Raw genomic sequence first — 23392 nt, forward strand, 5'->3', positions numbered from 1 at the left:
GTCAGTAGATATAGCCCAGGTCTCTTAGATTCTGTTCCGGTGTCGTTAGCCGGATCGTCCGTCCGCCGGTATTGAGGTAATAGACCGGATCGCTCAGGCCCAGGACGGTTTCGTAGCGGTGGTCGGAGAGCAGAATGCCCTTACGCCGGGATTCCTGCCGAATGGTGGCGGCAACTTGTTCGATCTGCACCGGCATCAGGTGTAAAAACGGCTCATCGAGCAGCACGAAAGCTACGTTCGACGTCAGGATGAGCAACACCCCGGCCAGTCGTTTCTCCCCACCCGACAAGGTGCTGATTTTCTGGTTCCGGCGTTGGTAAAGGGTAGGGTAGTCACGGGCAATTTCTTCAGTTTTCACGCCATACCAGTCAAAAGCCGCCTGCAGGGTCAGCGACGGTGGGATAAAGGGCTGCTGGGGCAGATACCGGATCAAACCCGGTTTTTGATACGGTTTTTCGATGTATTTGTTATCCACCCGGACCGACTGGCTCCCGGTCGGCATCAGGCCCATGACACTTTTCATGAGACAGGATTTTCCGCTTCCGTTGCGCCCCAGTAAACCGGTGATCTGACCGGTTTCCAGTTTTATGTACACGCTCTGGAGAATCTTTCGTCCGCTCAGGTGGAGTTCGATGCCATCGGCTTCCAGCACGCTGCGTGGGGGATTCATAGAAGGAGCAATACTTGGTAAACACTTCCGATCAGCAGGAACGCAATCAACAGATCAAGCGCAAAAGCCCCACTGAACAAGGCGGTTTCCGATAGGCCCAGGTTATGGTAAAACCAGTACTGATCCCGGTATTTCTGCCGGGCTATATACCCGATGCCGAGATTGGAGAGGACCTTCAGCCACAGGAAATAAACCAGAAAAAGCGAAAAGTATGGGAGTATGCGGTTTAGACTAAAGCCGATCAGGCTCAAGGTTACGACGTTGCTGAACACCCAGACGGTTCGGTAGAACCGAAAAAGCGCCCGAAGAGGAAGGATACGCATAAAGGGCTGATTTCGGGCAAAATAGTAGAATTTCGGCAGAGAACGGCGGGGTTAACAAACTTTAACAGGAGAGGTATTTGGCAAGGACCTGGCCTGATAGGTTCGTAATTGGCGGAGATCAATTTTCAACGGAATGAATGGGTCCGGTCATTTTGGCCCTTCCAGAAAGCTCAACGCACCTTCGTGGATCGTGATGCGAAGGTCTTTGGGCTTTTTCGATTGGATAAACTGGTCGTCCAGGTGCATTTCCGGGCCGTCCCACCGCATTCGAATTGTCTGGCCTTTCAGCACGGTTCCCCAAAAACCGCCTGCCTGGCCATTGAGCCGGTTTTGAATATACGTTAACAAGCCGTGGCGCTGCTGTTCCGCCACCAGAACGACCTCCATTTGCCCGTCGGCGGGGTCGGCAGTGGGCGCCAGCACCAGATTAGGGCCGATGCAACGGATGTTCATTACCTCCACCAGCATATACTCCCCCGAATAATCGACGCCATCCACGTCGATTCGGCAAGGGCGGGGTTCGTACGTTTGCAGAATACCGGCCAGCACGTCCAGCGCAATCTTCAGCTTCTCCTCCGGCGCATCGGTCGATTTCTCCTGATGATCTTTCATTTCTTTCATCAGTTCCGGAAAAATGCCATAGCCCGCTCCTTCCAGAAAAAACTGCCGGTGGCGTAAGCCTTCCACCAGACCCACATCAAACCGTTTGCGTCGACCCGAATGCCAGTTTTGTACAATCGGGCGGGGATCGTCGGTCGGAATCCCCAGGCTCCCGGCAATGTTATTGGCCGTTCCGTGGGGCAGTAAGGCGATGGGAAACGGTTTTTCGATCAGCTTCCGGTCGAGCAGGTGCTTAGCCACTTTACGCACGGTTCCGTCGCCCCCGGCCACGACCAGAAAGTCAACGTCGGTTTTTATCTCTTTCCATTCGTTTTTTTTGGTCGAAGCATAGCGACAGGCAAAGCCTTCCGATTGAATAAGCGCCATGAGATCTTTTTTAGAATGTTCTTCGTCCCCGGCGCCGGGATTGTGCAAAAGCTGAGCGATTTTCATAAAGTCCGTTTTAACACTATGTTAAACATCGCCCGGGGTTTTTCTGTTGGAATAAGGAGACAAAAATGGCATTACCATGAGAATCTTAATCACCAACGATGACGGTATTTACAGCCCGGGCATTGCGGCTCTGGCCCGAATTGCTTCCCGGTTTGGCGAGGTTCGCGTTGTGGCGCCCGATGTTGAGCAATCGTCGATGGGCCATGCCGTGACGCATTCCCGGCCCCTTTCCTATAAAAGCTCCCCGATTAAGTTTGAAGGCATCGATGCGTACCGCGTCAATGGGACCCCGGCCGACTGTGTGGCGCTGGGAACCCACCTGTGGGGGCAAACCGATGTGGTATTGTCGGGCATCAACATGGGCCCGAATCTGGGCAATTCGATGTGGCACTCGGGCACGCTGGCAGCCGCCAAACAGGCGGTTTTGCTGGGCATCAAAGGCATTGCCCTTAGCACCCCCGTTGGCAAAACGGAGCCGGATTTTGAAGCGCTGGAACCGTATGTGGAGAAAACGCTGGAGCTGTTATTGAAGGATACAGAACTGGCCCTCTATAATGTCAACTTCCCGCCCAATCCTACCGACATCAAATGGACACGGCAGTCGGTTCGGCTCTACGACGGAACGATTGTGCCGGGAATGGACCCGCTGGGGCGTAAGCACTACTGGTTTACGGTAACGCCCCTGGAGCCGGCCGAGGAAGGAACAGACCGTTGGGCGGTGGATCAGGGATACGTGTCCATTACGCCCCTGCGACTCGATCTAACCGATGAAAACGTGCTCCGGAAAGCGCTGGAAGAACAGCCTACTACGGTATAACGGCCGGTTTTAATAAAAGCAAAGCCGCTCCCGATACCGGAAGCGGCTTTGCTTTTATTAAATGGTTTCAAAACCGCAATAAGGCACCAGTACTTTCGGAATCCGGATTCCGTCCGGTGTCTGGTTGTTTTCCAGAATGGCCGCCAGAATTCGCGGCAGCGCCAGCGCCGAACCGTTAAGGGTATGTAGCAACTGGGTTTTGCCCTCTACCCGGTAGCGCAGTTTAAGACGGTTGGACTGGAAGGTTTCAAAGTTGGAAACCGAGCTTACTTCCAGCCAGCGCTGCTGAGCGGCCGACCAGACTTCCATATCGTAGGTCAACGCTGAGGCAAAGCCCATATCGCCCCCGCAAAGCCGTAGCACCCGGTAAGGCAGTTCCAGCTTTTGCAGCAGGCTTTGCACATACTGGCTCATTTCTTCCAAGGCCTGATACGATTCTTCCGGTTTGCGAATCTGCAAAATCTCCACTTTGTCGAACTGGTGCAGGCGGTTAAGTCCCCGCACGTGGGCACCCCAGGAACCGGCTTCGCGCCGGAAGCAAGGCGTGTGGCCCACATTTTTGATGGGCAGTTGATCGTCGGACACGATCACGTCACGGTACAGGTTCGTAATGGGCACTTCGGCCGTCGGAATCAGGTACAGCTTATCGGCCTCGGCGTAATACATCTGCCCTTCTTTGTCCGGTAACTGACCCGTCCCAAACCCCGAATCTTCGTTGATCAGAATGGGCGGCTGAATCTCGAAATAACCGGCTTTGAGGGCTTCGTCCAGAAAGAAATTGATCATGGCCCGCTGAATCCGGGCTCCTTTACCCCGATAAACCGGAAAACCGGCCCCCGTGATTTTGTTGCCCAGGTCAAAATCAATGATCGGTCCGCCGACGCGGTCGTACTTTTTGATCAGCTCCCAATGCGGTTGCGCGCCTTCGGCCAGAGTGGGAATTTCGCCGTGTTGCAGAACCACTTCATTATCATCCGCCGTACGGCCTTCGGGAACACTGCTGTGCGGAAGGTTTGGTAACGTAACCAGAAGCGCCTGCAACTGCTGCTCCACGGTTTTCAGGCTTTCCTCCAGTTCTTTCGAACGCGTTTTCAACTCGGCGGTTTCGGCTTTGGCCGCATCGGCTTCGGCCTTTTGCCCGGATTTCATCAAGGCTCCGATTTCTTTGGCTTTGGCGTTGGAACGGGCCAGCACATCGTCCAGCTCTTTCTGGGTGTCGCGCCGTTGTTGATCCAGCGCCAGTACCTGCTCGACAACGGTTTCGGCATTCGCAAACCGTTTCTTGTTCAGACCCGCCAGGGTAGTCTCTTTATTATCGCGGATGAAGGGAAGTAAAAGCATGGTTATTCGGGTAACAACTGCTCCCAGGCAGCTATAAGTAGTTCTTTTTAGAAACCGGTCAGATTTGAAAACCTGACCGGTCGGGCATATGGCTAAGCTTCTACCAGATTAAACAACCCTTCGTTCAGGGCGTTCAGGGCGTCGGCTTTATAACGGCCGTGCATCAGCAGTGAAATGTTGTGTTCGGTGCCGCCGTACGAAATCATCCGGATCGGAATGCCTTCCAGCGCTTTCAGCACCTTCAGGGCGATGCCCGCGTGGTCGGCGCTGAAATTTCCGACGATACAGACAATCGTCTGGTCGTAATCCGGTTCTTCCAGATCGCAGAAGGTCCGCAGTTCGGCCATCAACTCGGTCAGGTTATCGGTTTTGTCGATTGTTACCGAAACCGATACTTCCGAGGTAGCAATCAGATCGACCGGCGTTTTGTACTTCTCGAATACCTCGAAAATCCGGCGCAGAAAACCGTACGCGTTCAGCATCCGCAACGAGTGGATGTACAGCGCCGTAATGCCGTCTTTGGCCGCCACGGCTTTGAACACCTGATCGGAGGTTTTGCTGGCAATCAGCGTTCCTTCGGCCTGTGGGTCCATGGTATTTTTCAACCGTACCGGCACACCGAACATCTTTGCCGGGGTGATCGTCGATGGGTGCAGGATTTTGGCCCCGAAATACGCCAGTTCGGCCGCTTCTTCAAACGTCAGTGCCCTGATCGGGAAGGTTTTTTTCACGATCCGGGGATCGTTATTGTGCATGCCGTCGATGTCGGTCCAGATCTGGATTTCGTCGGCCCGGATGGCTCCGCCAATCAGCGAGGCTGTGTAATCCGAACCACCGCGTTTCAGGTTATCGACCTCTCCGCGCGGATTCCGGCAGATAAATCCTTGCGTCACAATCAGTTTTTTACCCCCATGTGCCCGCAGCAGTTCGCGCAGTTTACGCTCCGTAAAATCCAGTTCGGGTTCACCATCGGCATCCACCCGCATGAATTCCAGGGCGGGCAGCAGAACGGAGTCGTCATTAGACTCTTCCAGACACGCCTGAAATAGCTGCGTGCTCAGCAGTTCGCCTTCGGCTACCAGTTCTTTTTCCTGTTTCAGCGTAAACGGGCGAATCCGGGTCAGCGACCGAATGAACGAGAACTCGTTTTCGATGATTTTCTGGCCTTTTGTCAAACCGTCGGTGGTCTTATACAATTCGCGTACGAATGAATCGTAATGCGCCTTCAGGTGCTCGATTTTCTCGGCCGCTTCCTCCGGCTGATCCGCTTTCAGGGATTCGGCGATGGATAACAGGGCGTTAGTGGTACCGGACAGGGCCGACAGAACGATAATTTTCTGCTGATCATCCGAGGTAATCAAATTGCGGATCGAATGCATCCGTTCGGGCTTGCCGACCGAGGTTCCGCCAAATTTCCAGACTTGCATGGGTTTAATGAGTGAAAGAATGAAAGAGTGAAAACTTCGCATTTAATAAACACTGGCGGAGCTATTCGCTCTTTCACTCTTTCGGAATTAGATTTTAGGTGAATAACTATAAACGTGTTGCTGTAAGCCTAACATTTTGATGGCCGTCATGGCGGCTTCATCGCCTTTGTTGCCGTGAATGCCGCCCGCCCGGTCGATAGCCTGCTGCTGGTTGTTGGGCGTCAGAACGCCAAAAATGACCGGTTTTCCGGTTTTGATGCCAACCTGTGTCAGGCCCTGCGCGACGGCGTGGTTGATGTAATCATTGTGTTTGGTTTCCCCCTGAATCACGCAGCCGAGCGCAATGACGGCATCGATATCGTCGCGCTGCGCGAACCACTGGGCGCCGAGACTCAGCTCAAAACTGCCCGGCACGTTGCCCCGGACCACGTTTTCGGCTGCGGCTCCGTAGTGCAGCAAGGTCTGGTAAGCGCCTTCGAACAGGGCTTCGGTTACTTCGGTATTCCATTCTGCCACGACAATGGCAAACCGCCGTTTGCTGATGTCGGGGAGGTTATTGGTTGAAAAAACGCTCAGATTTTTTAAGTCGGTGGCCATCGGAACTCGAATTACACAGGTTAACAGATTAACTAAGATAAAAACTCAGGGTACAGGTTTGGAAGTCGATAACCACAGTCGCAGGAATCTTTTTGATCCTGGTCATCCGAGTCCAAAAAGAAAGGACAAAACCTCGGTCGGCTTTGTCCTTTCGCAATGGGTTTGATCAACGCTGCTTACGACTCACCGACCGTGCTTTCCAGGACGGATTTATACTTCTTGGCGTTTGCCGACTCTGCCGAAGTCGGGTATTTGTCGATGATCTTGTTATATGTCTCAATGGCTTCCTGATTTTGCTTGTTCTGCTCGTAAGCGAGTGCCAGTTTTATCAGGTAACCGGGGGTAAAATATTGGTTTGGCTTGTAATCAGCCGCTTTTTTATACGCATCAATCGCGTCGCTGTAGGCTTTCTTTTCCAGGTAAGCGTCACCAATCAACGCATACGCACGACCCTGAACGAGCAAATCGGATGAACTGAAAGCCTTCAGCTTTTCGATGGCCTCGTCGTATTTGCCTTGCTTCAGCAGCGCAACGCCCGCGTAAAAACTGGCGAGATTGCCCGCCGGTGCCGCACTGTATTCGTCCGCAATAGCGATCAGCCCTTCGTTAGCGCCGTTCCCATTCAGGGCTTTTTTCAGCGAATCAGCTTCCCATTCGTAGACAGACGGAAACATGGCGGTCTGCGCTTCCTCATCCTGGCTGCTGACCCAATACCGGTAACCTATAAAGCCTGCAATCACCAGCACAACCGCGACCACCAGTCCCAGAACCAGATTCCGGTTTTTCTCAAAAAACAACTCCGCCTTCCCTAACGAACCCGCCAGAGTAGCGGGGTCTTCCAGAAACTCCAGTTTGGAGCTTGTTTGTGTCTTACTCATTTAATGAATGATCCAAATTTGGGAGTGCAAATTTAGCAAATCCCCGGAATATAGAAAGCAAAAACCGTGACAAAGTTTTGATACTAAAGGAAAAAGGGATAAAAAAGAAGGAGAAAGGGAAGAAAGAAGGAAGAATAAGCGGATCGCTACTTTTCTTCATCCTTTGCTCCCGTTCTCCTCTCCGCCTTAAAGGCCTTATTCCGTAATAAACGGATAATCTTTCTGCATGTAGACATCCTTGAACGCTTCATCCGGCGACGGATACGGCGATTCTTCGGCAAATTTCACGGATTCCTCCACGATTCCCCTGATTTTCTGGTCGATAGCGGCCAGTTCATCTTCCGTTGCAATTTTCTTTTCCAGAATCGTTGCCCGGACGTTTTCGATCGGATCGCGCTGTTTGTACTGCTCCAGCTCGTCTTTCGTGCGGTATTTCTGCGGATCGGACATCGAGTGACCCCGGTAGCGGTACGTCCGGAATTCCAGGAACGTCGGGCCGTCGCCTTTGCGGGCGCGCTCGGCGGCCCGGCTGACGGCTTCGTGGACCGCTTCCACGTCCATCGCATCGACGGGTTCCGACGGCATGTCGTAGGCTTCCCCCAGCGTGTACAGATCCGTTACGTTCGAGGTCCGGGATACGGACGTTCCCATCGCGTAACCGTTGTTTTCGACCACGAAAATAACCGGCAGTTTCCACGTCATGGCCATGTTCAGCGTTTCGTGGAACGAGCCCTGCCGAACCGCACCGTCGCCCATGAAGGTGATGCAGAGGTTCGTGGTCTTGTTGTACTTCTCGGCAAAAGCCAGTCCGGCTCCAACCGGAATCTGACCGCCCACAATGCCGTGGCCGCCGACGAAATTCACCGATTTATCGAAAATGTGCATCGAACCGCCCTTGCCTTTCGACGAGCCGGTTTGTTTGCCAAATAACTCGGCCATGATGGCTTTTGGGTCGGAACCCAGCGCCAGCGGAATACCGTGATCCCGGTAGGCGGTAATCCATTTATCATCTTTCGTCAGGGCCGAATACGACCCGGAGGAACAGGCTTCCTGCCCGATATAGAGGTGACAGAAGCCCCGGATTTTCTGCTGGCCATACAGTTGGCCGGCTTTTTCTTCAAACTTACGTTGCAGCACCATCGACTCATACCAGTATAGGTAGCGCTCCTTGGGATGCGTGGTTTTGGCCGCGGCTGGCGAAGACTTAGATTTTTCCTTTACACTTGCCATATATCTTTTTTGGGCGTAAAAAAAGGATAACCGAATAAAGCGGAAATCGATGTGCAATACAGGCGGTCTGCCTTTCGATAACAAACGACCTGTATCTTTGTTGCTTAAACACGCGGCTGTTACGGCCACGATGCCGCGAAAATACGCAATTCCTGCTAACAACCATACCGATGTATTTGGAAAAACTCAACCTGACCAACTTCAAAAACTACGAGGAAGGGAGTTTTACATTTAGCGAACAGATCAATTGCATCGTCGGGCCGAACGGCAGCGGAAAAACCAACCTGCTGGATGCGGTTTATTTTTTGTCGTTAAGCAAGAGTGCGTTCCATAACCAGGATGCCTTAAGCATTCACCACCAGAGCGATTTCTTCATTATCGACGGTATTTTCCGGCTGGACGACAAACCGGTTCAGATTACCTGTAGTCTCCAACGCGGGCAGCGAAAGGTGCTGTTATCCGACAAAAAACCGTACGAGCGCATCAGCGAACACATCGGGCGGTTTCCGGTGGTGATGCTGGCCCCCAACGACACCGATCTGGTGCGGGAGCACAGCGAAGAACGCCGGCATTTTTTCGACGGCGTTCTGTCGCAACTCGATGCCGACTACCTCCGCGATTACCTGTTTTACCAGCAGATCCTGAAACAGCGGAACGGCACTTTAAAACTCTTTGCCGAACGGAATTACCTGGACGAGGAACTGCTCGAAACCTACAACGAACCGCTCCTGCAACTGGCCCAGAAGATTTACGCGCGCCGGAAGCGGTTCATCGCGGAGTTTTTGCCGATTGTGCAGAAACATTATGCCTACCTGAGCGAAGCCCGCGAAGCTGTTGATATTATTTACGAATCGGAAGTGGGAAATGAAGAGTTTCCGAAAGATTTTCGCCGGAACCGACAGCGGGATATTCAGTTGCAGCGCACCAACAAGGGCGTTCACAAAGACGATTTCGTGTTCGAAGCCAATGGCGTGGCGCTGAAGAAATTCGGTTCACAGGGCCAGCAGAAAACGTTCGTCATTGCCCTCAAACTGGCGCAGTTCGAGCAGTTACAAGCCGAAAAGGGGGTTAAACCGCTGCTGTTGCTGGACGATATTTTTGATAAGCTCGACGACCGCCGGATCGACAAACTGATCACGTTGATGGAGCATCACACCTTCGGCCAGATTTTCATCACCGATGCCCGGCCCGACCGGACAAAAGACCTGCTGGCCGCTGTGAAGGCTGATGTGGCGTATTTCCGGACGGAGGGGTAAAGTCTAGCCCGCCCAGTTTTCCCGGTCCAGACTCCGGTATTGAATCGCTTCGGCCAGGTGTTCGGTTTCGATGCGTTCGCTGGCGGCCAAATCGGCAATCGTGCGCGATACTTTCAGAATCCGGTCGTAGGCGCGGGCCGATAATCCCAAACGGTCCATAGCGGTTTTGAGTAACGCCAACCCATCCTCATGGATGCTACAAACGTCTTTTACCATCTGCGACGGCATCATGGCGTTGGAATAAATCCCCGGCTGGTTTGCAAACCGCCCGGTCTGGATTTCCCGCGCCCGGATAACCCGTTCGCGGATGGACGCGCTGCTTTCCGAGGGACGATTGGCCGTCATCTGATCGAACGAAACCGGGGTTACTTCGACGTGCAGGTCGATGCGATCGAGCAAGGGGCCGCTGATTTTGTTCAGATACCGTTGCACCACGCCCGGTCCGCAGACGCACTCTTTTTCGGGATGGTTATAATACCCGCAGGGGCACGGATTCATGCTGGCGATCAGCATAAAATTGGCCGGAAATTCGACCGCCCATTTGGCCCGCGAGATGCTCACTTTCCGTTCTTCCAGCGGTTGCCGCATCACCTCCAGCGCCGTCCGTTTGAATTCCGGTAATTCGTCCAGAAACAGAACGCCGTTATGCGACAGGGAGATTTCGCCGGGCTGCGGAAAACTCCCCCCGCCCACCAAAGCCGCATCGCTGATGGTGTGGTGCGGAGACCGGAACGGGCGCGTGGCAATCAGCGTTGCCCGGCTGCCCAGTTTGCCGGCGACGGAATGAATCTTGGTAGTTTCCAGCGCTTCGTGTAAGGTCAGGGGCGGCAAAATGGTCGGCAATCGCTTGGCCAGCATGGTTTTACCGGCACCCGGTGGCCCAATCATGATCACGTTATGACCACCAGCCGCGGCAATTTCCATCGCCCGTTTGATGTTCTCCTGCCCCTGAACGTGGGCAAAATCGGCATCGTAGGCATTCTGCGTGTTGGCAAACAGCTCCCGCGTATCGGTCACCAGCGGTTCGATGGCTTTCTTTCCCTCAAAGAATTCTACGGCATCCATCATGGTTTCGACGCCGATTACCTCCAGGTTATTGACAATGGCGGCTTCCGGCGCGTTCTGGGCGGGCAGTACAAAGCCTTTGTAACCGCGCTTACGGGCTTCGATGGCAATCGGTAATACGCCTTTGATGGGCCGTAACCGTCCGTCGAGCGACAGCTCGCCCATGATCACGTACTCTTCCAGTTTCCGTTCGGGGCTAATCTGTTCCGAGGCCTGTAACACACAAAGGCCGATTGGTAAATCATACGAAGAACCTTCTTTGCGGATGTCGGCCGGTGCCAGGTTGACCACGATTTTTTGCCGGGGCATCCGGTAACCAAAATATTTCAGGGAGGATTCGACGCGTTGTTCGCTTTCTTTGATGGCGCTGTCGGGCAAACCAACCAGGTGAAAATGCAGCCCCTGAGCTACTGTCACTTCAATCGTAATAATGGTCGCGCTGACACCGTGAACGGCGCTTCCGAACGTTTTGGACAACATGAAAACAGGTTTCGGTTTTAGTGGTTAGACGCGGAACCGCCCGGAAGGATACATCGGTACCCAGTTTTTCGCGCATTGCGTAAATCGAAACGGGTGTTTAACGCTCGGATTTACCACGCGCCCTTTTATAAACGCTGAAAAGCCCCCAACTTTGGGCAAAATTGGCGTCTCTGTCGGCAGACGGTTTTTCTAACAATGACTATGGTAACTCAACACGCGTATATTCAGAAGCTTTTGGCGGTTTTTCGCCGGGAATTTAACCGTGAACCCGACTTGCTGGTGCGCGGGCCGGGGCGTATCAACCTGCTGGGCGAACATACCGATTACAACGGCGGTCTGGTATTGCCCGCCAGCATCGACAAGGAAATCCTGTTTGTCATTGCCCGGCGCGACGATCAAACGGGCCGGATCGTGGCCGAGAATCTCAATCAAACGTTTTCGTTCCCGCTCGATGCGTTGACGCCCTCACCTCTGGGCTGGCCGGACTACCTGATGGGCGTCGTCGATCAGCTGCAGAAAGCCGGTTTTCAGCCCGGCGGTTTTGACCTGGTTTTTGGCGGAAACATTCCGGTGGGAGCGGGTTTGTCGTCGTCGGCCGCCCTGGAGTGCGGGCTGGCGTTCGCCCTGAACCAGTTATATGACCTGGGGCTGGCGACGCTCGATATGGTGAAACTGAGCCAGCGGGCCGAAAACCTGTTTGTCGGCGTTAATTGCGGCATTATGGACCAGTTTGCGTCGATGTTCGGACGCGCGCAGTCTGTAATCCAACTGGATTGTAAATCGCTCCACCACGAATATTTTCCGTTTCAGACGACGGATTACGCCTTAATTCTGTGCGACTCGGGCGTTAAGCATTCCCTCGGCGACAGCGAATACAACACCCGGCGGCAGGAATGCGAAACCGGGGTTGCGATTCTCCAACAGTATGACGCTTCGATTCACCTGCTGCGTGATGCGACGACGGCGCTGGTGGACGCTCACCGCGACGAGATGCCGGGAAAAGTGTACCAGCGTTGCCGGTATGTAACCGAAGAAATCCAGCGGGTTCGGGAGGCTTGTCAGGATTTGCTGACCAACAATCTGGTGGCTTTTGGCCGGAAAATGTACGAAACCCACGACGGGTTGCAACACGAATACGAAGTGAGCTGCGAAGAACTGGATTTTCTGGTCGATCAGACCCGGGCAGACGATGCGGTTTTGGGCAGCCGGATGATGGGGGGCGGTTTTGGGGGTTGTACCCTCAATCTGGTGAAGCGCGAAGCCGCCGATTCATTCGTGAGCCGGATGCAGGAAGCATATCAAAACCGGTTCGGTATCGAACTGAAATGCTATCCGGTCCGAATCACGAACGGAACGTCGGTCCTGGAGTGATAAAAAGAGCGGCATCACCCGTTCAGTATGGATGATGCCGCCAGTTTGTTTACACCGTTAGCGTCCAGCCATCGCGGTATTCCCGTTTGACAAACTGATTCGCGAGGTCGTAATTGGTTATCTTCATATTAGCCGCATCCCACAGCAGTTTTTTCCGACCGTTGTATTTGTCGGCGGTTTTCTTCGCGGTGGGGTTGTCGCGGAGCATCCAGCTTCGCAGGGCCAGGTTTCCGATCAGAATGCTTTCCGTAAAAGGGGCCGCGTATTCGAAAGGCGAGCTGGTCTTTCCTTTGCCATAACCGGCGATGCAGGCATCCACCCACTGCAAATAATGGTCTTCGTTCGGCACGCGGGCAATCGTTTCGGGTACGTTCAGACTTTCGTTGGCTTTCAGCGGCAACAGACGCGGGTTGGCACCGTAGCAATCGGCCATCAATTTTCCTTTCGATCCGATAAACAGAACCCCGCCATCCGAATTCCCGAAAGCTTCGCCCGGCTGCAATTCTTCCGGGAGTTCGGGCAGAATACCGCCGTCGTACCAGCTTAGTTTGATGTCACTCTTTCCATCTTTCCGGGGATAATTCAGGTGAATTGACGACGAAAACGGCGTCCAGTCCGGATTGTGATCCTGCTCGCGGAGCGTAAAGGTCCAGGTGCCGGCCACGCTGCATTCCACCGAATTCGGATATTCGACCGGCAGAATCCGGAAAACCGGGTCCAGAATATGGCAGGCCATATCGCCGAGCGCGCCGGTACCGTAGGGCCACCAGCCGCGCCAGTTCCAGGGCAGATAGGCTTCATTGTAGGGCACTTTTTTGGCCGGGCCCAACCAGAGATCAAAATCCAGCTCTTTCGGAATATCAAACGTCCGGTCCGTTGGAATGGCCTGCGGCCAGACCGGGCGATTGGTCCACGCCAGCACTTTATGAACATCGCCAATGATGCCCGAATCGTAGATTTCTTTCATCCGCCGAACACCATTCCCCGAACCACCCTGGTTGCCCATCTGGGTGATGACCTTGTATTTTCGGGCAGCCTGGCCCAGAATTCGGGCTTCGTAAATGTCGTGCGTCAGCGGTTTTTGGGTGTATACGTGCTTGCCAAGTTGCATGGCCGCCAGCGTAGCCACGGCGTGGGTATTGTCGGGTGTTGAAATGGAACAGGCGTCGATGTTCTTGCGCTCTTTCGACAGCATCTCCCGGAAATCTTTGTAATACGTTGCCTTCGGAAAGCGGTTTCGGGATTCAACCGCCTGGCGATCATCGACATCGCAGAGGGCAACAATGTTGACATTAGGGCTTTTGGCGAACGAAGCCAGGTCGCTTTTGCCTTTCCCGCCCACGCCAATCCCGGCGATGTTGAGCTTGTCGCTGGGCGCAACGTAACCCTTGCCCAGCACATGCCGGGGAACAATCAGAAACGAGGTGGCGGCCAGTGACGATGTTTTCAGAAAATCCCGGCGGCTGGAATTTTCGGGATTCAACGGTTTTTCTTCCATGAAAAAGGGGTTTAGAAATGAGGGAATTCGCGCCTGTTTTTGAGCGTCGACAGGAGTCCTGGTCCATCCGGTTAGCCGGTTTTTAGCCCACACAGAACCTATTCAACAAACTAAGCCTGAACACAATACGAAAAAAGTTCATAATTGGGCTATTCGTCCGCCGAAATAGTTGCCGAGAAACAATAAAGCCGACCGCGAATCCGCAGCCGGCTTATACAAGTATGGTTTTTAGTTTAGAAGTTACTCGTTGGGCAGGCGGTTTTGAAAAACCGCCTTGCCGCGGTGTCTCAGAAACTATATTTGTTCTCCGCAATCATCGCATCGGCGATTCGACGGCGGGTTTCTTTCAGATTCAGCGGTTCGATTTTTGTAAACCGTTTCAGGCCCATTAGCATGACCCGCAACTCGTCGCTTTCGGCAAACGAAGTGATGGCCGCCCGGCCGGCGTTGTTGATCTTCTCCACGGCTTCGTGCAGATACGCCAGCGCCAGGTCTTTTTGTAGGGCAACGCCGGATTCACCTTGGGTGCCGATGAGCTTTTCCACCCGCAGCAGTACCGACTCGGCCACGTAAACCTCAATCACCATATCGGCCAGATTCATCAGAATTTCCTGCTCGTCCGACAGTTTCATCATGAATTTCTGCACGGCGGCACCGGCTACCATCAAAATGGCTTTTTTCAGGTTGCGCAACACCTTTTTCTCAGCCGCGAACAGCACGTCGTCTTCGTCGGCGCTGAAATCCGGGATGGACATGATTTCTTTCGCCACGGCCATGGCCGGCCCCATCAGGTCGAGTTCACCCTTCATCGTCCGCTTCAGAATCATGTCGATCGTCAGCATCCGGTTGATTTCGTTGGTGCCTTCAAAAATCCGGTTGATGCGGGCGTCGCGGTAGGCGCGGTCCATCGGGGCGTCGGCGGAATACCCCATCCCACCGTATACCTGAACGCCTTCATCGACCACATAATCCAGCGTTTCAGAACCGTGAACTTTCATCATGGCGCATTCGATGGCGAACTGCTCGAGGGCTTTCAGCTTGGCGTCGGCGTCGGTCATGCCATTGGCTTTCAGGCTTTCGATGAGGTCGTCGATGTTCTGTCCGGCGCGGTAACAGGCGGTTTCGCAGGCATACACCTTGATGGCCATTTCGGCCAGTTTGTGTTTGATCGCGCCAAAACTCGAAATCAGCGTTCCAAACTGTTTCCGTTCGTTGGCGTACCGCACGGCGTTGTTAATCACCTCTTTGGCACCGCCCACGGCGGCAATCCCCAGTTTAATGCGGCCAATATTGAGGATGTTGACGGCAATTTTAAAACCGTTGCCCCGCGTTGAGAGCAGGTTTTCGACGGGCACCTGACAATCATTGAAAAAAATCTGGCGGGTGTCGGAGCCTTTGATGCCCATTTTGTGCTCCGGCTCGTTCATCGTAATGCCGCCAAAACTTTTCTCGATCAGAAACGCGCTCAGGTTTTTATCGACCTGCCCGGAACCGTCGTCAATTTTGGCAAAAACAATGAACAGATCGGCAAAACCGCCGTTCGTAATCCACATTTTCTGCCCGTTGATGACGTAGTGTTTGCCGTCGGCCGACAGTTTAGCTTTCGTTTTACCCGAATTGGCATCCGAACCCGAATCCGGTTCGGTCAGGCAGTAAGCGGCTTTCCAGTCGCCGGACGCCAGTTTGGGCAGGTATTTCGCTTTTTGTTCCTCGTTGCCGTAATACACAATCGGGAGCGTTCCGATCCCGGTATGAGCCGACAGCGCCACGGAAAAGGAATGACCGGCACCGGTAACCTCCGTCACCAGCATCGACGTGTTAAAATTCATCCCAAAACCGCCGTATTCTTCCGGTACCGAGGTGCCGAGCAATCCCAGTTCGCCAGCTTTGTCCATCAGCGACGCAATCAGTTCGGGCGATTTTGCCTGGTCGAGTTCATCCAGCCGGGGCCAGATTTCGCGCTCCAGAAACTCACGACACGTAGCGGCAATCATCTGTTGTTCTTCCGAAAACTCTTCCGGAATGAACACCTGCGCGGCATCGGTTTCCTTGATCAGAAACTCTCCGCCTTTAAGCGATGCTTTATGTTCTGTGGTAGTCATGGTTATAGGTCAATAGGGTTGTACAAGGCCGCCTGCAGGGCAAACCTACTTCAGGAATACAAACGTAGGAAGAAAGGGGATAGTATGCAAGCATACGGTCAAAATTTGTCGACAGCTTTGTCTGAAAAGCCACTCCGAAAGAGCACAATCGGACACGAGCCTTCAGGCAAGGCAGTCTTTTGGGCTCCTGATACCAAAAGCGTTTAAATTTATACTTATTTTGGTTGTACATATATCATTAAATTGTACCTTTCGCTATGATTGCGTCGTGATTTGTCGTTATGACCCAGGAAAATAAGTTTACGTACGAAATGGCCCAGCCCAGACCCGCCCGGTCATTCGTTCAACGGCTGGTAATGTTGAGCTTGTGGTTGCTGCTTTCGTCCGGCCCGGTTTATGCGCAGGGTGTGCCCCGGATCGGTCACCAACTGGAATTTGCGGGGGTCATGATTCACCTGACCGACGCCACGCAGCATCTGGTTCAGCAGGAGGCCGAATTGCTGTACGTCAACCGGGCGCTGGTGACCAGCCGGCTGGAGCGGATGACGCTTTACTTCCCCATCATTCGGCCTTTTCTGGCGCAACAGGGCTTACCCGACGATTTTCTGTTTCTGGCGCTGCACGACCCCGCCCCGGTTTCCGGCAAGCCCACGCTTGCTTTTTGGGGCTTGGGAAAATCGACACCCGCTGAACTCCGGATGGACGCTTTTGTTGATGAACGGCTCCACCCCGTCCGCTCCACGCTGGCGGCCGTCAATCGGTTGAATCGGCTTTATCAGCGAAAACCGAACTGGGTGGCGGTTATACACCACTATGAACGGAGTTTGCGGGCGGATACGACCCAATTAGCCGACAAAAAACCGGTTGATGGGGCGCTTTACGCCTTGAACGATACCAGCGATGAATTTCTGATCCGGTTGCTGGCTGCCAAGGTGGTGCTGGAACGGGCGCTATCGGTTTATAAACCCCAACCGCAGCAGGTGTTGTTTCCGTACGAAGAAACCAGGGGAATGAGTCTATCGCAAATCGCCGGGAACTGTCGCGTCGATGAAAGCAGTGTCAGTCCGCATAATACCTGGTTGAAATCGCCCCGTGTACCGGAAACGGAGGATTACACGGTTTATATTCCGACCACGCTGGACCGGTACATCGAGCTAAAACGAAAAACCGGGTCTTCCGTGGAAAGCCAACTGGCGATGCAGGATGCCGGTTTTCCGGTTTTGCAAAAAAGTGCCGCCCCGTCGGACGTTCGCGGGGGACAGTTTTACCGGATCAACGGGAAAAAAGGCATTCAGGCGCAATTGTTCGATAACCGGATTACGCTGGCCTACCGTGGGAGATTGAAAGTGAAGAAGTTTGAAACGTATAACGACCTCCGTAGCGATCAGCCGATTGTGGCCGGCGAAATTTATTACCTGGAGAAAAAAAGCAAACGGGCCAGGGTGCCGTTTCACATTGTCCGGCGGGGGCAGTCATTATGGGCTATTGCCCAGCAATACGGTATTAAACTGCAAAAACTGATTGCCTACAACGCTGTAAATCCGGAGCAGCAACCCGCCGTCGCCCGGATTTTGTGGCTTCAGAAGGAGCGTCCAGCCAGTTTACCGGTGGAATATTACCGGTCGCCCAGGCAGCCCGATCAACCACCGGGAACGACGCAGGCCAAACCGGTTCTGGCAGTCAACAAACCGGATTCGGAGGCTAAAAATCCGCCGGTTTCTCTAACCGATTCCATCAGAAACCCCAAAGAGCGACTGGCAACGGCGGAAAAAATATCATCCGCCGTCCCGAACGGGCGGACGCTGGCTACGCTGGACAGCCTGATTGCTGCGCTAAACAAATCAGAAATGCCCGCGTTCCGCTCGGGTGCCGCCAAAATGATTGTCCCGTCGGTGCCAGTAGAGAAAACCGCTGGGACGAAAATGGACGACGAGCCGGAGGAAGTGAGTGGCCCGTTGATCATGCATATTGCCGAAAAAACCGATACCTACGCAACGGTGGCCCGTAAGTATAACGTAACGGTTCAGCAGTTGTACCTCTGGAATAATGTGTCGGCGTTGAAACCGTTGCGCCCGGGTCAGCCCTTGCTGATCGATCAGTCGGTATCCCCAACCCGCAAAGGGCTGGTTCCACTGGCGGCCAAACCGGCTTTGAGTAAACCGCCCGTGATAAAACCGGCCCCCCGGCCCCCGGCGGTCAAACCCGCAGCTACGCCCTCCGCCGGAGGGCCTGTGGTAAAACCGGCAGCCGCACCGGTTGATTCGGGCGAGGAACTGATTCACATTGTGCAGGCGGGTGAAAACATGTACCGGATTGGGCTGCGGTATAAAGTAAAGCCGGAACAAGTGAAACAATGGAACAACCTGCCCGACCTGACGGCGGTGGTTGGCGCGCGTCTTATTATCCGGAAAAAATAAAGGGAGTTGTTAGCTCCCTTCGTGTCTTAAAGCCGTTCGAAAATCCCGGCGACGCCCTGCCCGCCACCGACGCAGGCCGACACCATGCCGTATTTCTGGTTCTGGCGTTCCATTTCGTTCATCAACTGCACCGATAAGCGGGCACCCGTTGAGCCCAGCGCGTGGCCCAGCGCAATCGCTCCACCATTCGGATTGATTTTGTTCCGATCAAGCCCCAGTTCCTGAATCACCGCCAGCGACTGGGCCGCAAAGGCTTCGTTCAGCTCAATCTGATCAATATCATCCTGTTTCAGACCGGCTTTTTTCAGGGCGAGCGGAATCGCATTGACCGGCCCGATGCCCATGATGCGGGGTTCGACCCCGGCGGCCGCGTAGGACAGCATCCGCGCTTTCGGTGTCAGTCCCAGTTCGTTCACCAGCTTTTCGGACATGACGATCACAAAAGCCGCCCCGTCGGACGTCTGTGAGGAGTTACCGGCCGTGACCGAACCGCCCGCGGCAAAAACCGGTTTCAGTTTCGTCAATGCTTCCACACTTGTATCGGCGCGTGGGCCTTCGTCTTTGGTAACGGCCCATTCCCGGTTTTTTTTCTTGCCCGAATCCGCATCGAAATAGGTTTCCTTTACGGAAATCGGCACAATTTCACCGTCGAACTTCCCGGCTGCCTGGGCCGCCAGGGCTTTCTGGTGCGACTCGTAAGCAAACTGATCCTGGGCTTCCCGGCTGATCTTGAACTGCTCGGCCACCTGTTCGGCGGTCAGGCCCATACCGATGTAGTAATCCGGGTGTTTCTGCGCGATTTCAAAGTTCAGGGCGGTTTTCCAGCCCATCACCGGCACCAGCGACATCGACTCGGTGCCACCCGCAATGATGCAGTCGGCCAGCCCGGCGTGGATTTTAGCCGACGCAATAGCGATGGCTTCCAGTCCCGATCCGCAATACCGGTTGATGGTCATGCCCGGCACACTCTGCGGCAACGACAACAGCGCCACATACCGGGCGATCTGCATACCCTGTTCGGCTTCCGGCACGGCGTTCCCCACGATGAGGTCGTCGACACGGGCGGGGTCGAAATTCGGCACCTGCGCCAGCAAATGTTTAATGACTTCTGCCGCCATGTCGTCCGGGCGGGTCAGTCGGAGTCCTCCGCGGGGAGCCTTCCCGACGGCGGTTCTATATCCAGCTACGATGTATGCGTCCATGTTTTTAGTAGATTAAAGAGATTAGACAAGGGACTACCTACTGATTATCTGCAACTTGACTTCCAAGCTTTTTATGCAGCACAAATAGCATTCGTTGTATTTCGTGCAATCTCTCTATTGTTTCTTTTGCTATTACTTCTGTTAAAAACTTCAGATGATTGGCTACAATCAATTGCGTTTCAAGTTCGTAAGAAGATGAAAGCGAAATAGACAGAAATCGAGCAAACTCCTTATTGCTTCCGCGTCCAGAACCCTCTGCAATATTGGAAGGGATTGAAACAGCTGCTCGTTTGATCTGAGAAAACAAACCAGATTTTTCGTCATTGGGAAATTGGGCAGTGACTACCTAAATACGTGTCACAAAGTCTACCGACATTTGCCATACTTTCAAACTTCTAAAATTGTGTATTTCCAGCTGTATGTGAGATTATAACAAAAGTCTTTCTTCTCTTGTCCCACATCTCGCATCTATGAAATCAATTTCTCGGCGGTTTGCCTCCCTGCAACAATCCCTGCATCCGTTCCAGCGTTTTTCTTTCCCCAGTCAGTGACAGAAAGGCTTCGCGTTCCAGATCGATCAGGTATTGCTCCGAGACGGTTTGCGGGGTGCTCAGGTCGCCCCCGCAGATGACATAGGCCAGCTTTTCGGCAATTTTCTGGTCGTGGTCCGAAATGTAGCGGCCCATGCGCATGGCCGTAATTCCGGCTTTGAACAATGCAATCCCGGTTTTTCCCTGCACCTTGATATCCTTGCGCGGTTTCGGTTGCGTGTAACCATTTTCAGCCAGTTCGATGGCCACCTGCTTGGCTTCGGCCAACAGGCGACTGCGGTTTAGCACAATCTGCGCCGTGGGCAGCAAATAATTCATCTCGCGGGCTTCCTGCGCCGAAGTCGACACCTTCGCCGTGGCAATGTTCATGAAAATGCTTTGCAGAATGTTCAGTTCGGGGTCGCCGGTCTGGTACAGGTCACTGGCACGGGCGGCCATTTCTTTCGTGCCACCCCCCGCCGGAATCAGTCCAACGCCGACTTCCACCAAACCCATGTACAATTCCGAATGCGCCACCACGCGGTCGCAGTGCAGGTTGAGTTCGCAGCCGCCACCAAGTGCCAGCGAGTGCGGAGCGCCCACCACCGGAATCGCCGAATACCGCGCCCGCATCATGGTCTGCTGGAACTGCGCAATCATCAGGTTGATCTCGTCAAATTCCTGCTCGATGGCAAACATGAACAGCGTCGCCAGATTGGCACCCGCCGAGAACGCTTCCGTCGATTCGTTGCCGATTACCAGACCGCGAAACTCTTTTTCCCCGATGCTGATGGCCTTGTTGATACCTTCGATCACTTCGGCGCCCATCGTGTTCATCTTGCTGCGGAATTCCAGGTTCAGAATTCCGTCGCCCAGATCGTACAGCACCGAACCGGCATTTTCCCAAACGACCTTGTTCGAGGGACCGTCTCCCCGGAGGTTTTCCAGCAGGATAAACTGTTCGGTGCCCGGAATGGCCTGGTAGCGCTTGGTCGGAATATCGTAATACTTTCGAACCCCACCCTCTACTTTATAAAAGCTCTCAAAACCGGCTTCCAGCATTTCGTACACCCAGGGCGCCGGTTTTTGCCCCAGCGACTCAATCAGTTCAATGCCTTTCCGAACGCCGATAGCGTCCCAGGTTTCGAACAGACCCAGTTGCCAGCCGAAACCGGCGGTAATGGCGGCATCGATGCGGTAGAGCTCATCGGCTACTTCGGGAATGCGGTAACTGGCGTAGCGAAACTGGTCGGCGAAGGTTTTGCGGTAAAACTCTCCGGCCTGGTCCTGGCCCGCCAGCAGGACCGAAAACCGCTTCTTTAGATTATTGATGCTTTTAGTACTTTCCAGCGTGGCAAACCTGACCTTCTGCGATGGTTTATACTCGAACGTTTTCAGATCCAGCGCCAGAATCACCGACTGGCCTTTTTCGTCCTTGATCTTCTTGTAAAAACCCTGCCCGGTTTTGTCGCCCAGCCACTTGTTCTCCATTAGCTTCTGCATCACCGAGGGCAACTGAAAACCGTCTTTCGACTCGTCGTTGGTCAGTACGTTCAACAAGTTGGTAGCCACATTGACCGTCGTATCCAGCCCGACCACATCCGACAGCCGGAAGGTTCCCGATTTCGGGCGACCCACCACCGGTCCGGTGAGTTTATCGACTTCCTCCACGGTCAATCCCATTTCTTCAGCCACGCGGATGGTCTGAATCATGGCGTAAATACCCAGCCGGTTGGCAATGAACGCGGGCGTGTCTTTGCACAAAACCGTCGTTTTTCCCAGGTACAAATCGCCGTATTTCATCAGAAAATCAATGATGGCGGGGTCGGTATCCGGGCCGGGAATGATTTCGAGCAGTCGCAGGTAGCGGGGCGGGTTGAAAAAGTGGGTTCCGCAGAAATGCCGCCGGAAATCCTCGCTCCGGCCTTCCGTCAGCAGGTGCATCGGAATTCCCGAGGTATTCGAGGTAATCAGCGTACCTGGTTTGCGGTATTGTTCGACGCGCTCGTAGAGTGACTTTTTGATGTCCAGGCGTTCCACCACCACTTCGATCACCCAGTCGTATTGACCAATATCCTTCAGGTTATCGTCGAAGTTACCGAGTGTAATCCGACTGGCGAACGTTGGGCTGTATAGAGCCGCCGGGCTGGCTTTCAGTAGGTTCTGAAACGCATCGTTCACAATTCGATTGCGAACGGCCGGTTTTTCGAGCGTCAGGCCTTTGGCTTCTTCGGCGGGCGTCAGGGCGTTCGGAACGATGTCGAGCAGCAAAACGTCGACGCCGATGTTGGCAAAATGGGCCGCAATCCGCGAACCCATAATGCCGGAGCCCAGAACGGCCACCCGGCGGATGCTGCGGTTTTTCGTAGCCGGAGTCCGGCCTTCAGATTGTGGTTTTGAAAGGGTTGTTTGCATGGTGTTCTTATAACTATTCTGAACAGTCTTGACCTGAGATCCTGCCGTTAAATAATCGGATACAAATTGCGTTGCTCCGCCACTCACCGTTAATCCACTATTCGGCGTAATCCCGGTTTAGAATGATTTCGTCGATTCCGGTAGCTTTGATTTTGGCGTTTTCGTCTTCCACCAGCCGGGTAATGTCCTTCATCACGTCGAAGAAAATCACCAGTTTCTCCAGCGGAATATTTTCCCGGATTACGTTATTGAACTGAATCACACCCTCGCGGGCAATCTCACGTTTCTCTTTGCCCGCATCGGTCAGCAGAATTCGGACAAACCGTTTGTCGTTTTCGTCGACTACCCGCCGGATCCAGCCGCGTTCTTCCAGGCTTTTCAGCATCCGGACCAGGCTGCGGGGTTCCATTCCCAAAAGCGGACCAATTTTCGTGGCCGGTGTTCCTTGCTCCAGATCAATGTTCAGCAGTACAAAACCGATCGCCATCGTCATGTCGTATCGGACTGCATAAGCATTGTACATCCGCGAAATGGCATGCCAACCCAGTTTAATGTGATAATCGACGGTTTTTTCTTTTTTCATGGTAGTAACATTCCTGATCGTAAGGGTCGGGAATGTAAAGCTACACTTTTTAATAGGTATTATGCAAGCATACTATTAAAGAAATAAAGACAAAATAGGAGAAAATCGGGGTAGCAGGGCTAAATTTTTTGAAGAAT

Annotated in this window: 18 protein-coding genes and 1 pseudogene; 4 read left to right on the forward strand and 15 right to left on the reverse strand. The window is 53.6% G+C overall.

Features of this window, described 5'->3' with window-relative positions:
- Nucleotide 1: 1 nt before the first annotated feature.
- The 3 genes from ACFPMF_RS18670 to ACFPMF_RS18680 form a co-directional block, all read right to left on the reverse strand.
- Nucleotides 2-670 carry an ATP-binding cassette domain-containing protein gene (locus tag ACFPMF_RS18670; protein ID WP_379848174.1) on the reverse strand — a complete coding sequence of 223 codons (669 nt, stop codon included), beginning with the start codon at nt 668-670 and terminating at the stop codon, nt 2-4.
- Nucleotides 667-993 carry a hypothetical protein gene (locus ACFPMF_RS18675; protein WP_379848176.1) on the reverse strand — a complete coding sequence of 109 codons (327 nt, stop codon included), beginning with the start codon at nt 991-993 and terminating at the stop codon, nt 667-669. The genes ACFPMF_RS18670 and ACFPMF_RS18675 overlap by 4 nt, the downstream gene beginning before the upstream one ends.
- Before the next feature lie 147 nt (nt 994-1140).
- Complete coding sequence (locus tag ACFPMF_RS18680; RefSeq protein ID WP_379848178.1) at nt 1141-2046, reverse strand: diacylglycerol/lipid kinase family protein; 906 nt, start codon at nt 2044-2046, stop codon at nt 1141-1143.
- Nucleotides 2047-2122: 76 nt separating this feature from the next.
- Between ACFPMF_RS18680 and surE the strand changes: the two genes are divergently transcribed.
- On the forward strand, nt 2123-2863 hold the full coding sequence (surE, locus tag ACFPMF_RS18685) for a 5'/3'-nucleotidase SurE (RefSeq protein WP_379848180.1): 741 nt from the start codon (nt 2123-2125) through the stop codon (nt 2861-2863).
- A 57-nt stretch (nt 2864-2920) separates the two neighbouring features.
- On the opposite strand, the gene serS is transcribed toward surE, so the two are convergent.
- The 5 genes from serS to pdhA form a co-directional block, all read right to left on the reverse strand.
- A complete protein-coding gene (gene serS / locus ACFPMF_RS18690) occupies nt 2921-4204 on the reverse strand; it encodes a serine--tRNA ligase (protein WP_379848182.1) in 1284 nt (427 codons plus the stop codon).
- A gap of 92 nt (nt 4205-4296) precedes the next feature.
- On the reverse strand, nt 4297-5631 hold the full coding sequence (locus tag ACFPMF_RS18695) for an aspartate kinase (protein ID WP_379848184.1): 1335 nt from the start codon (nt 5629-5631) through the stop codon (nt 4297-4299).
- A gap of 87 nt (nt 5632-5718) precedes the next feature.
- Nucleotides 5719-6228 carry a 6,7-dimethyl-8-ribityllumazine synthase gene (gene ribH / locus ACFPMF_RS18700; RefSeq protein WP_379848186.1) on the reverse strand — a complete coding sequence of 170 codons (510 nt, stop codon included), beginning with the start codon at nt 6226-6228 and terminating at the stop codon, nt 5719-5721.
- A gap of 176 nt (nt 6229-6404) precedes the next feature.
- Complete coding sequence (locus ACFPMF_RS18705; RefSeq protein WP_379848188.1) at nt 6405-7106, reverse strand: tetratricopeptide repeat protein; 702 nt, start codon at nt 7104-7106, stop codon at nt 6405-6407.
- Between the two features lie 195 nt (nt 7107-7301).
- Nucleotides 7302-8336 carry a pyruvate dehydrogenase (acetyl-transferring) E1 component subunit alpha gene (gene pdhA, locus ACFPMF_RS18710; RefSeq protein WP_379848189.1) on the reverse strand — a complete coding sequence of 345 codons (1035 nt, stop codon included), beginning with the start codon at nt 8334-8336 and terminating at the stop codon, nt 7302-7304.
- A gap of 170 nt (nt 8337-8506) precedes the next feature.
- Between pdhA and recF the strand changes: the two genes are divergently transcribed.
- Nucleotides 8507-9592: a DNA replication/repair protein RecF gene (gene recF, locus ACFPMF_RS18715; RefSeq protein WP_379848192.1), complete on the forward strand. Its 1086-nt coding sequence runs from the start codon at nt 8507-8509 to the stop codon at nt 9590-9592.
- A gap of 3 nt (nt 9593-9595) precedes the next feature.
- Here the strand turns inward: recF and ACFPMF_RS18720 are convergent, their stop codons facing one another.
- Nucleotides 9596-11137 (reverse strand): YifB family Mg chelatase-like AAA ATPase, encoded by a 1542-nt coding sequence (locus tag ACFPMF_RS18720; RefSeq protein WP_379848194.1) that lies wholly within the window; start codon nt 11135-11137, stop codon nt 9596-9598.
- A 201-nt stretch (nt 11138-11338) separates the two neighbouring features.
- Here ACFPMF_RS18720 and galK point away from each other — a divergent pair, with 201 nt between their 5' ends.
- Nucleotides 11339-12508 carry a galactokinase gene (galK, locus tag ACFPMF_RS18725; RefSeq protein WP_379848196.1) on the forward strand — a complete coding sequence of 390 codons (1170 nt, stop codon included), beginning with the start codon at nt 11339-11341 and terminating at the stop codon, nt 12506-12508.
- Between the two features lie 49 nt (nt 12509-12557).
- Here the strand turns inward: galK and ACFPMF_RS18730 are convergent, their stop codons facing one another.
- Nucleotides 12558-14006 carry a Gfo/Idh/MocA family protein gene (locus ACFPMF_RS18730; RefSeq protein WP_379848198.1) on the reverse strand — a complete coding sequence of 483 codons (1449 nt, stop codon included), beginning with the start codon at nt 14004-14006 and terminating at the stop codon, nt 12558-12560.
- 287 nt (nt 14007-14293) lie between these two features.
- Nucleotides 14294-16108 carry an acyl-CoA dehydrogenase family protein gene (locus tag ACFPMF_RS18735; RefSeq protein ID WP_379848200.1) on the reverse strand — a complete coding sequence of 605 codons (1815 nt, stop codon included), beginning with the start codon at nt 16106-16108 and terminating at the stop codon, nt 14294-14296.
- Nucleotides 16109-16389: 281 nt separating this feature from the next.
- On the opposite strand from ACFPMF_RS18735, the gene ACFPMF_RS18740 reads away from it, so the two are divergent.
- Nucleotides 16390-18525: a LysM peptidoglycan-binding domain-containing protein gene (locus ACFPMF_RS18740; RefSeq protein ID WP_379848202.1), complete on the forward strand. Its 2136-nt coding sequence runs from the start codon at nt 16390-16392 to the stop codon at nt 18523-18525.
- A 26-nt stretch (nt 18526-18551) separates the two neighbouring features.
- Here the strand turns inward: ACFPMF_RS18740 and ACFPMF_RS18745 are convergent, their stop codons facing one another.
- The 4 genes and pseudogenes from ACFPMF_RS18745 to ACFPMF_RS18760 form a co-directional block, all read right to left on the reverse strand.
- Nucleotides 18552-19727: an acetyl-CoA C-acyltransferase gene (locus ACFPMF_RS18745; protein WP_379848204.1), complete on the reverse strand. Its 1176-nt coding sequence runs from the start codon at nt 19725-19727 to the stop codon at nt 18552-18554.
- Between the two features lie 37 nt (nt 19728-19764).
- Nucleotides 19765-20058, reverse strand: a pseudogene (locus ACFPMF_RS18750) (four helix bundle protein); the annotation flags it as partial.
- Nucleotides 20059-20203: 145 nt separating this feature from the next.
- Nucleotides 20204-22672 carry a 3-hydroxyacyl-CoA dehydrogenase/enoyl-CoA hydratase family protein gene (locus ACFPMF_RS18755; RefSeq protein WP_379848206.1) on the reverse strand — a complete coding sequence of 823 codons (2469 nt, stop codon included), beginning with the start codon at nt 22670-22672 and terminating at the stop codon, nt 20204-20206.
- A 97-nt stretch (nt 22673-22769) separates the two neighbouring features.
- Complete coding sequence (locus tag ACFPMF_RS18760; protein ID WP_379848208.1) at nt 22770-23255, reverse strand: MarR family winged helix-turn-helix transcriptional regulator; 486 nt, start codon at nt 23253-23255, stop codon at nt 22770-22772.
- Nucleotides 23256-23392 lie beyond the last annotated feature (137 nt).

Origin of the sequence: Larkinella bovis, assembly GCF_042655385.1 — a bacterium.
GTDB lineage: Bacteria > Bacteroidota > Bacteroidia > Cytophagales > Spirosomataceae > Larkinella > Larkinella bovis.

Bases quoted from the DNA above. Each gene is read 5' to 3' on its own strand.
- ACFPMF_RS18670 (WP_379848174.1), bottom strand. From the start codon at position 670: ATGAATCCCCCACGCAGCGTGCTGGAAGCCGATGGCATCGAACTCCAC.
- ACFPMF_RS18675 (WP_379848176.1), bottom strand. From the start codon at position 993: ATGCGTATCCTTCCTCTTCGGGCGCTTTTTCGGTTCTACCGAACCGTC.
- ACFPMF_RS18680 (WP_379848178.1), bottom strand. From the start codon at position 2,046: ATGAAAATCGCTCAGCTTTTGCACAATCCCGGCGCCGGGGACGAAGAA.
- surE (WP_379848180.1), top strand. From the start codon at position 2,123: ATGAGAATCTTAATCACCAACGATGACGGTATTTACAGCCCGGGCATT.
- serS (WP_379848182.1), bottom strand. From the start codon at position 4,204: ATGCTTTTACTTCCCTTCATCCGCGATAATAAAGAGACTACCCTGGCG.
- ACFPMF_RS18695 (WP_379848184.1), bottom strand. From the start codon at position 5,631: ATGCAAGTCTGGAAATTTGGCGGAACCTCGGTCGGCAAGCCCGAACGG.
- ribH (WP_379848186.1), bottom strand. From the start codon at position 6,228: ATGGCCACCGACTTAAAAAATCTGAGCGTTTTTTCAACCAATAACCTC.
- ACFPMF_RS18705 (WP_379848188.1), bottom strand. From the start codon at position 7,106: ATGAGTAAGACACAAACAAGCTCCAAACTGGAGTTTCTGGAAGACCCC.
- pdhA (WP_379848189.1), bottom strand. From the start codon at position 8,336: ATGGCAAGTGTAAAGGAAAAATCTAAGTCTTCGCCAGCCGCGGCCAAA.
- recF (WP_379848192.1), top strand. From the start codon at position 8,507: ATGTATTTGGAAAAACTCAACCTGACCAACTTCAAAAACTACGAGGAA.
- ACFPMF_RS18720 (WP_379848194.1), bottom strand. From the start codon at position 11,137: ATGTTGTCCAAAACGTTCGGAAGCGCCGTTCACGGTGTCAGCGCGACC.
- galK (WP_379848196.1), top strand. From the start codon at position 11,339: ATGGTAACTCAACACGCGTATATTCAGAAGCTTTTGGCGGTTTTTCGC.
- ACFPMF_RS18730 (WP_379848198.1), bottom strand. From the start codon at position 14,006: ATGGAAGAAAAACCGTTGAATCCCGAAAATTCCAGCCGCCGGGATTTT.
- ACFPMF_RS18735 (WP_379848200.1), bottom strand. From the start codon at position 16,108: ATGACTACCACAGAACATAAAGCATCGCTTAAAGGCGGAGAGTTTCTG.
- ACFPMF_RS18740 (WP_379848202.1), top strand. From the start codon at position 16,390: ATGACCCAGGAAAATAAGTTTACGTACGAAATGGCCCAGCCCAGACCC.
- ACFPMF_RS18745 (WP_379848204.1), bottom strand. From the start codon at position 19,727: ATGGACGCATACATCGTAGCTGGATATAGAACCGCCGTCGGGAAGGCT.
- ACFPMF_RS18755 (WP_379848206.1), bottom strand. From the start codon at position 22,672: ATGCAAACAACCCTTTCAAAACCACAATCTGAAGGCCGGACTCCGGCT.
- ACFPMF_RS18760 (WP_379848208.1), bottom strand. From the start codon at position 23,255: ATGAAAAAAGAAAAAACCGTCGATTATCACATTAAACTGGGTTGGCAT.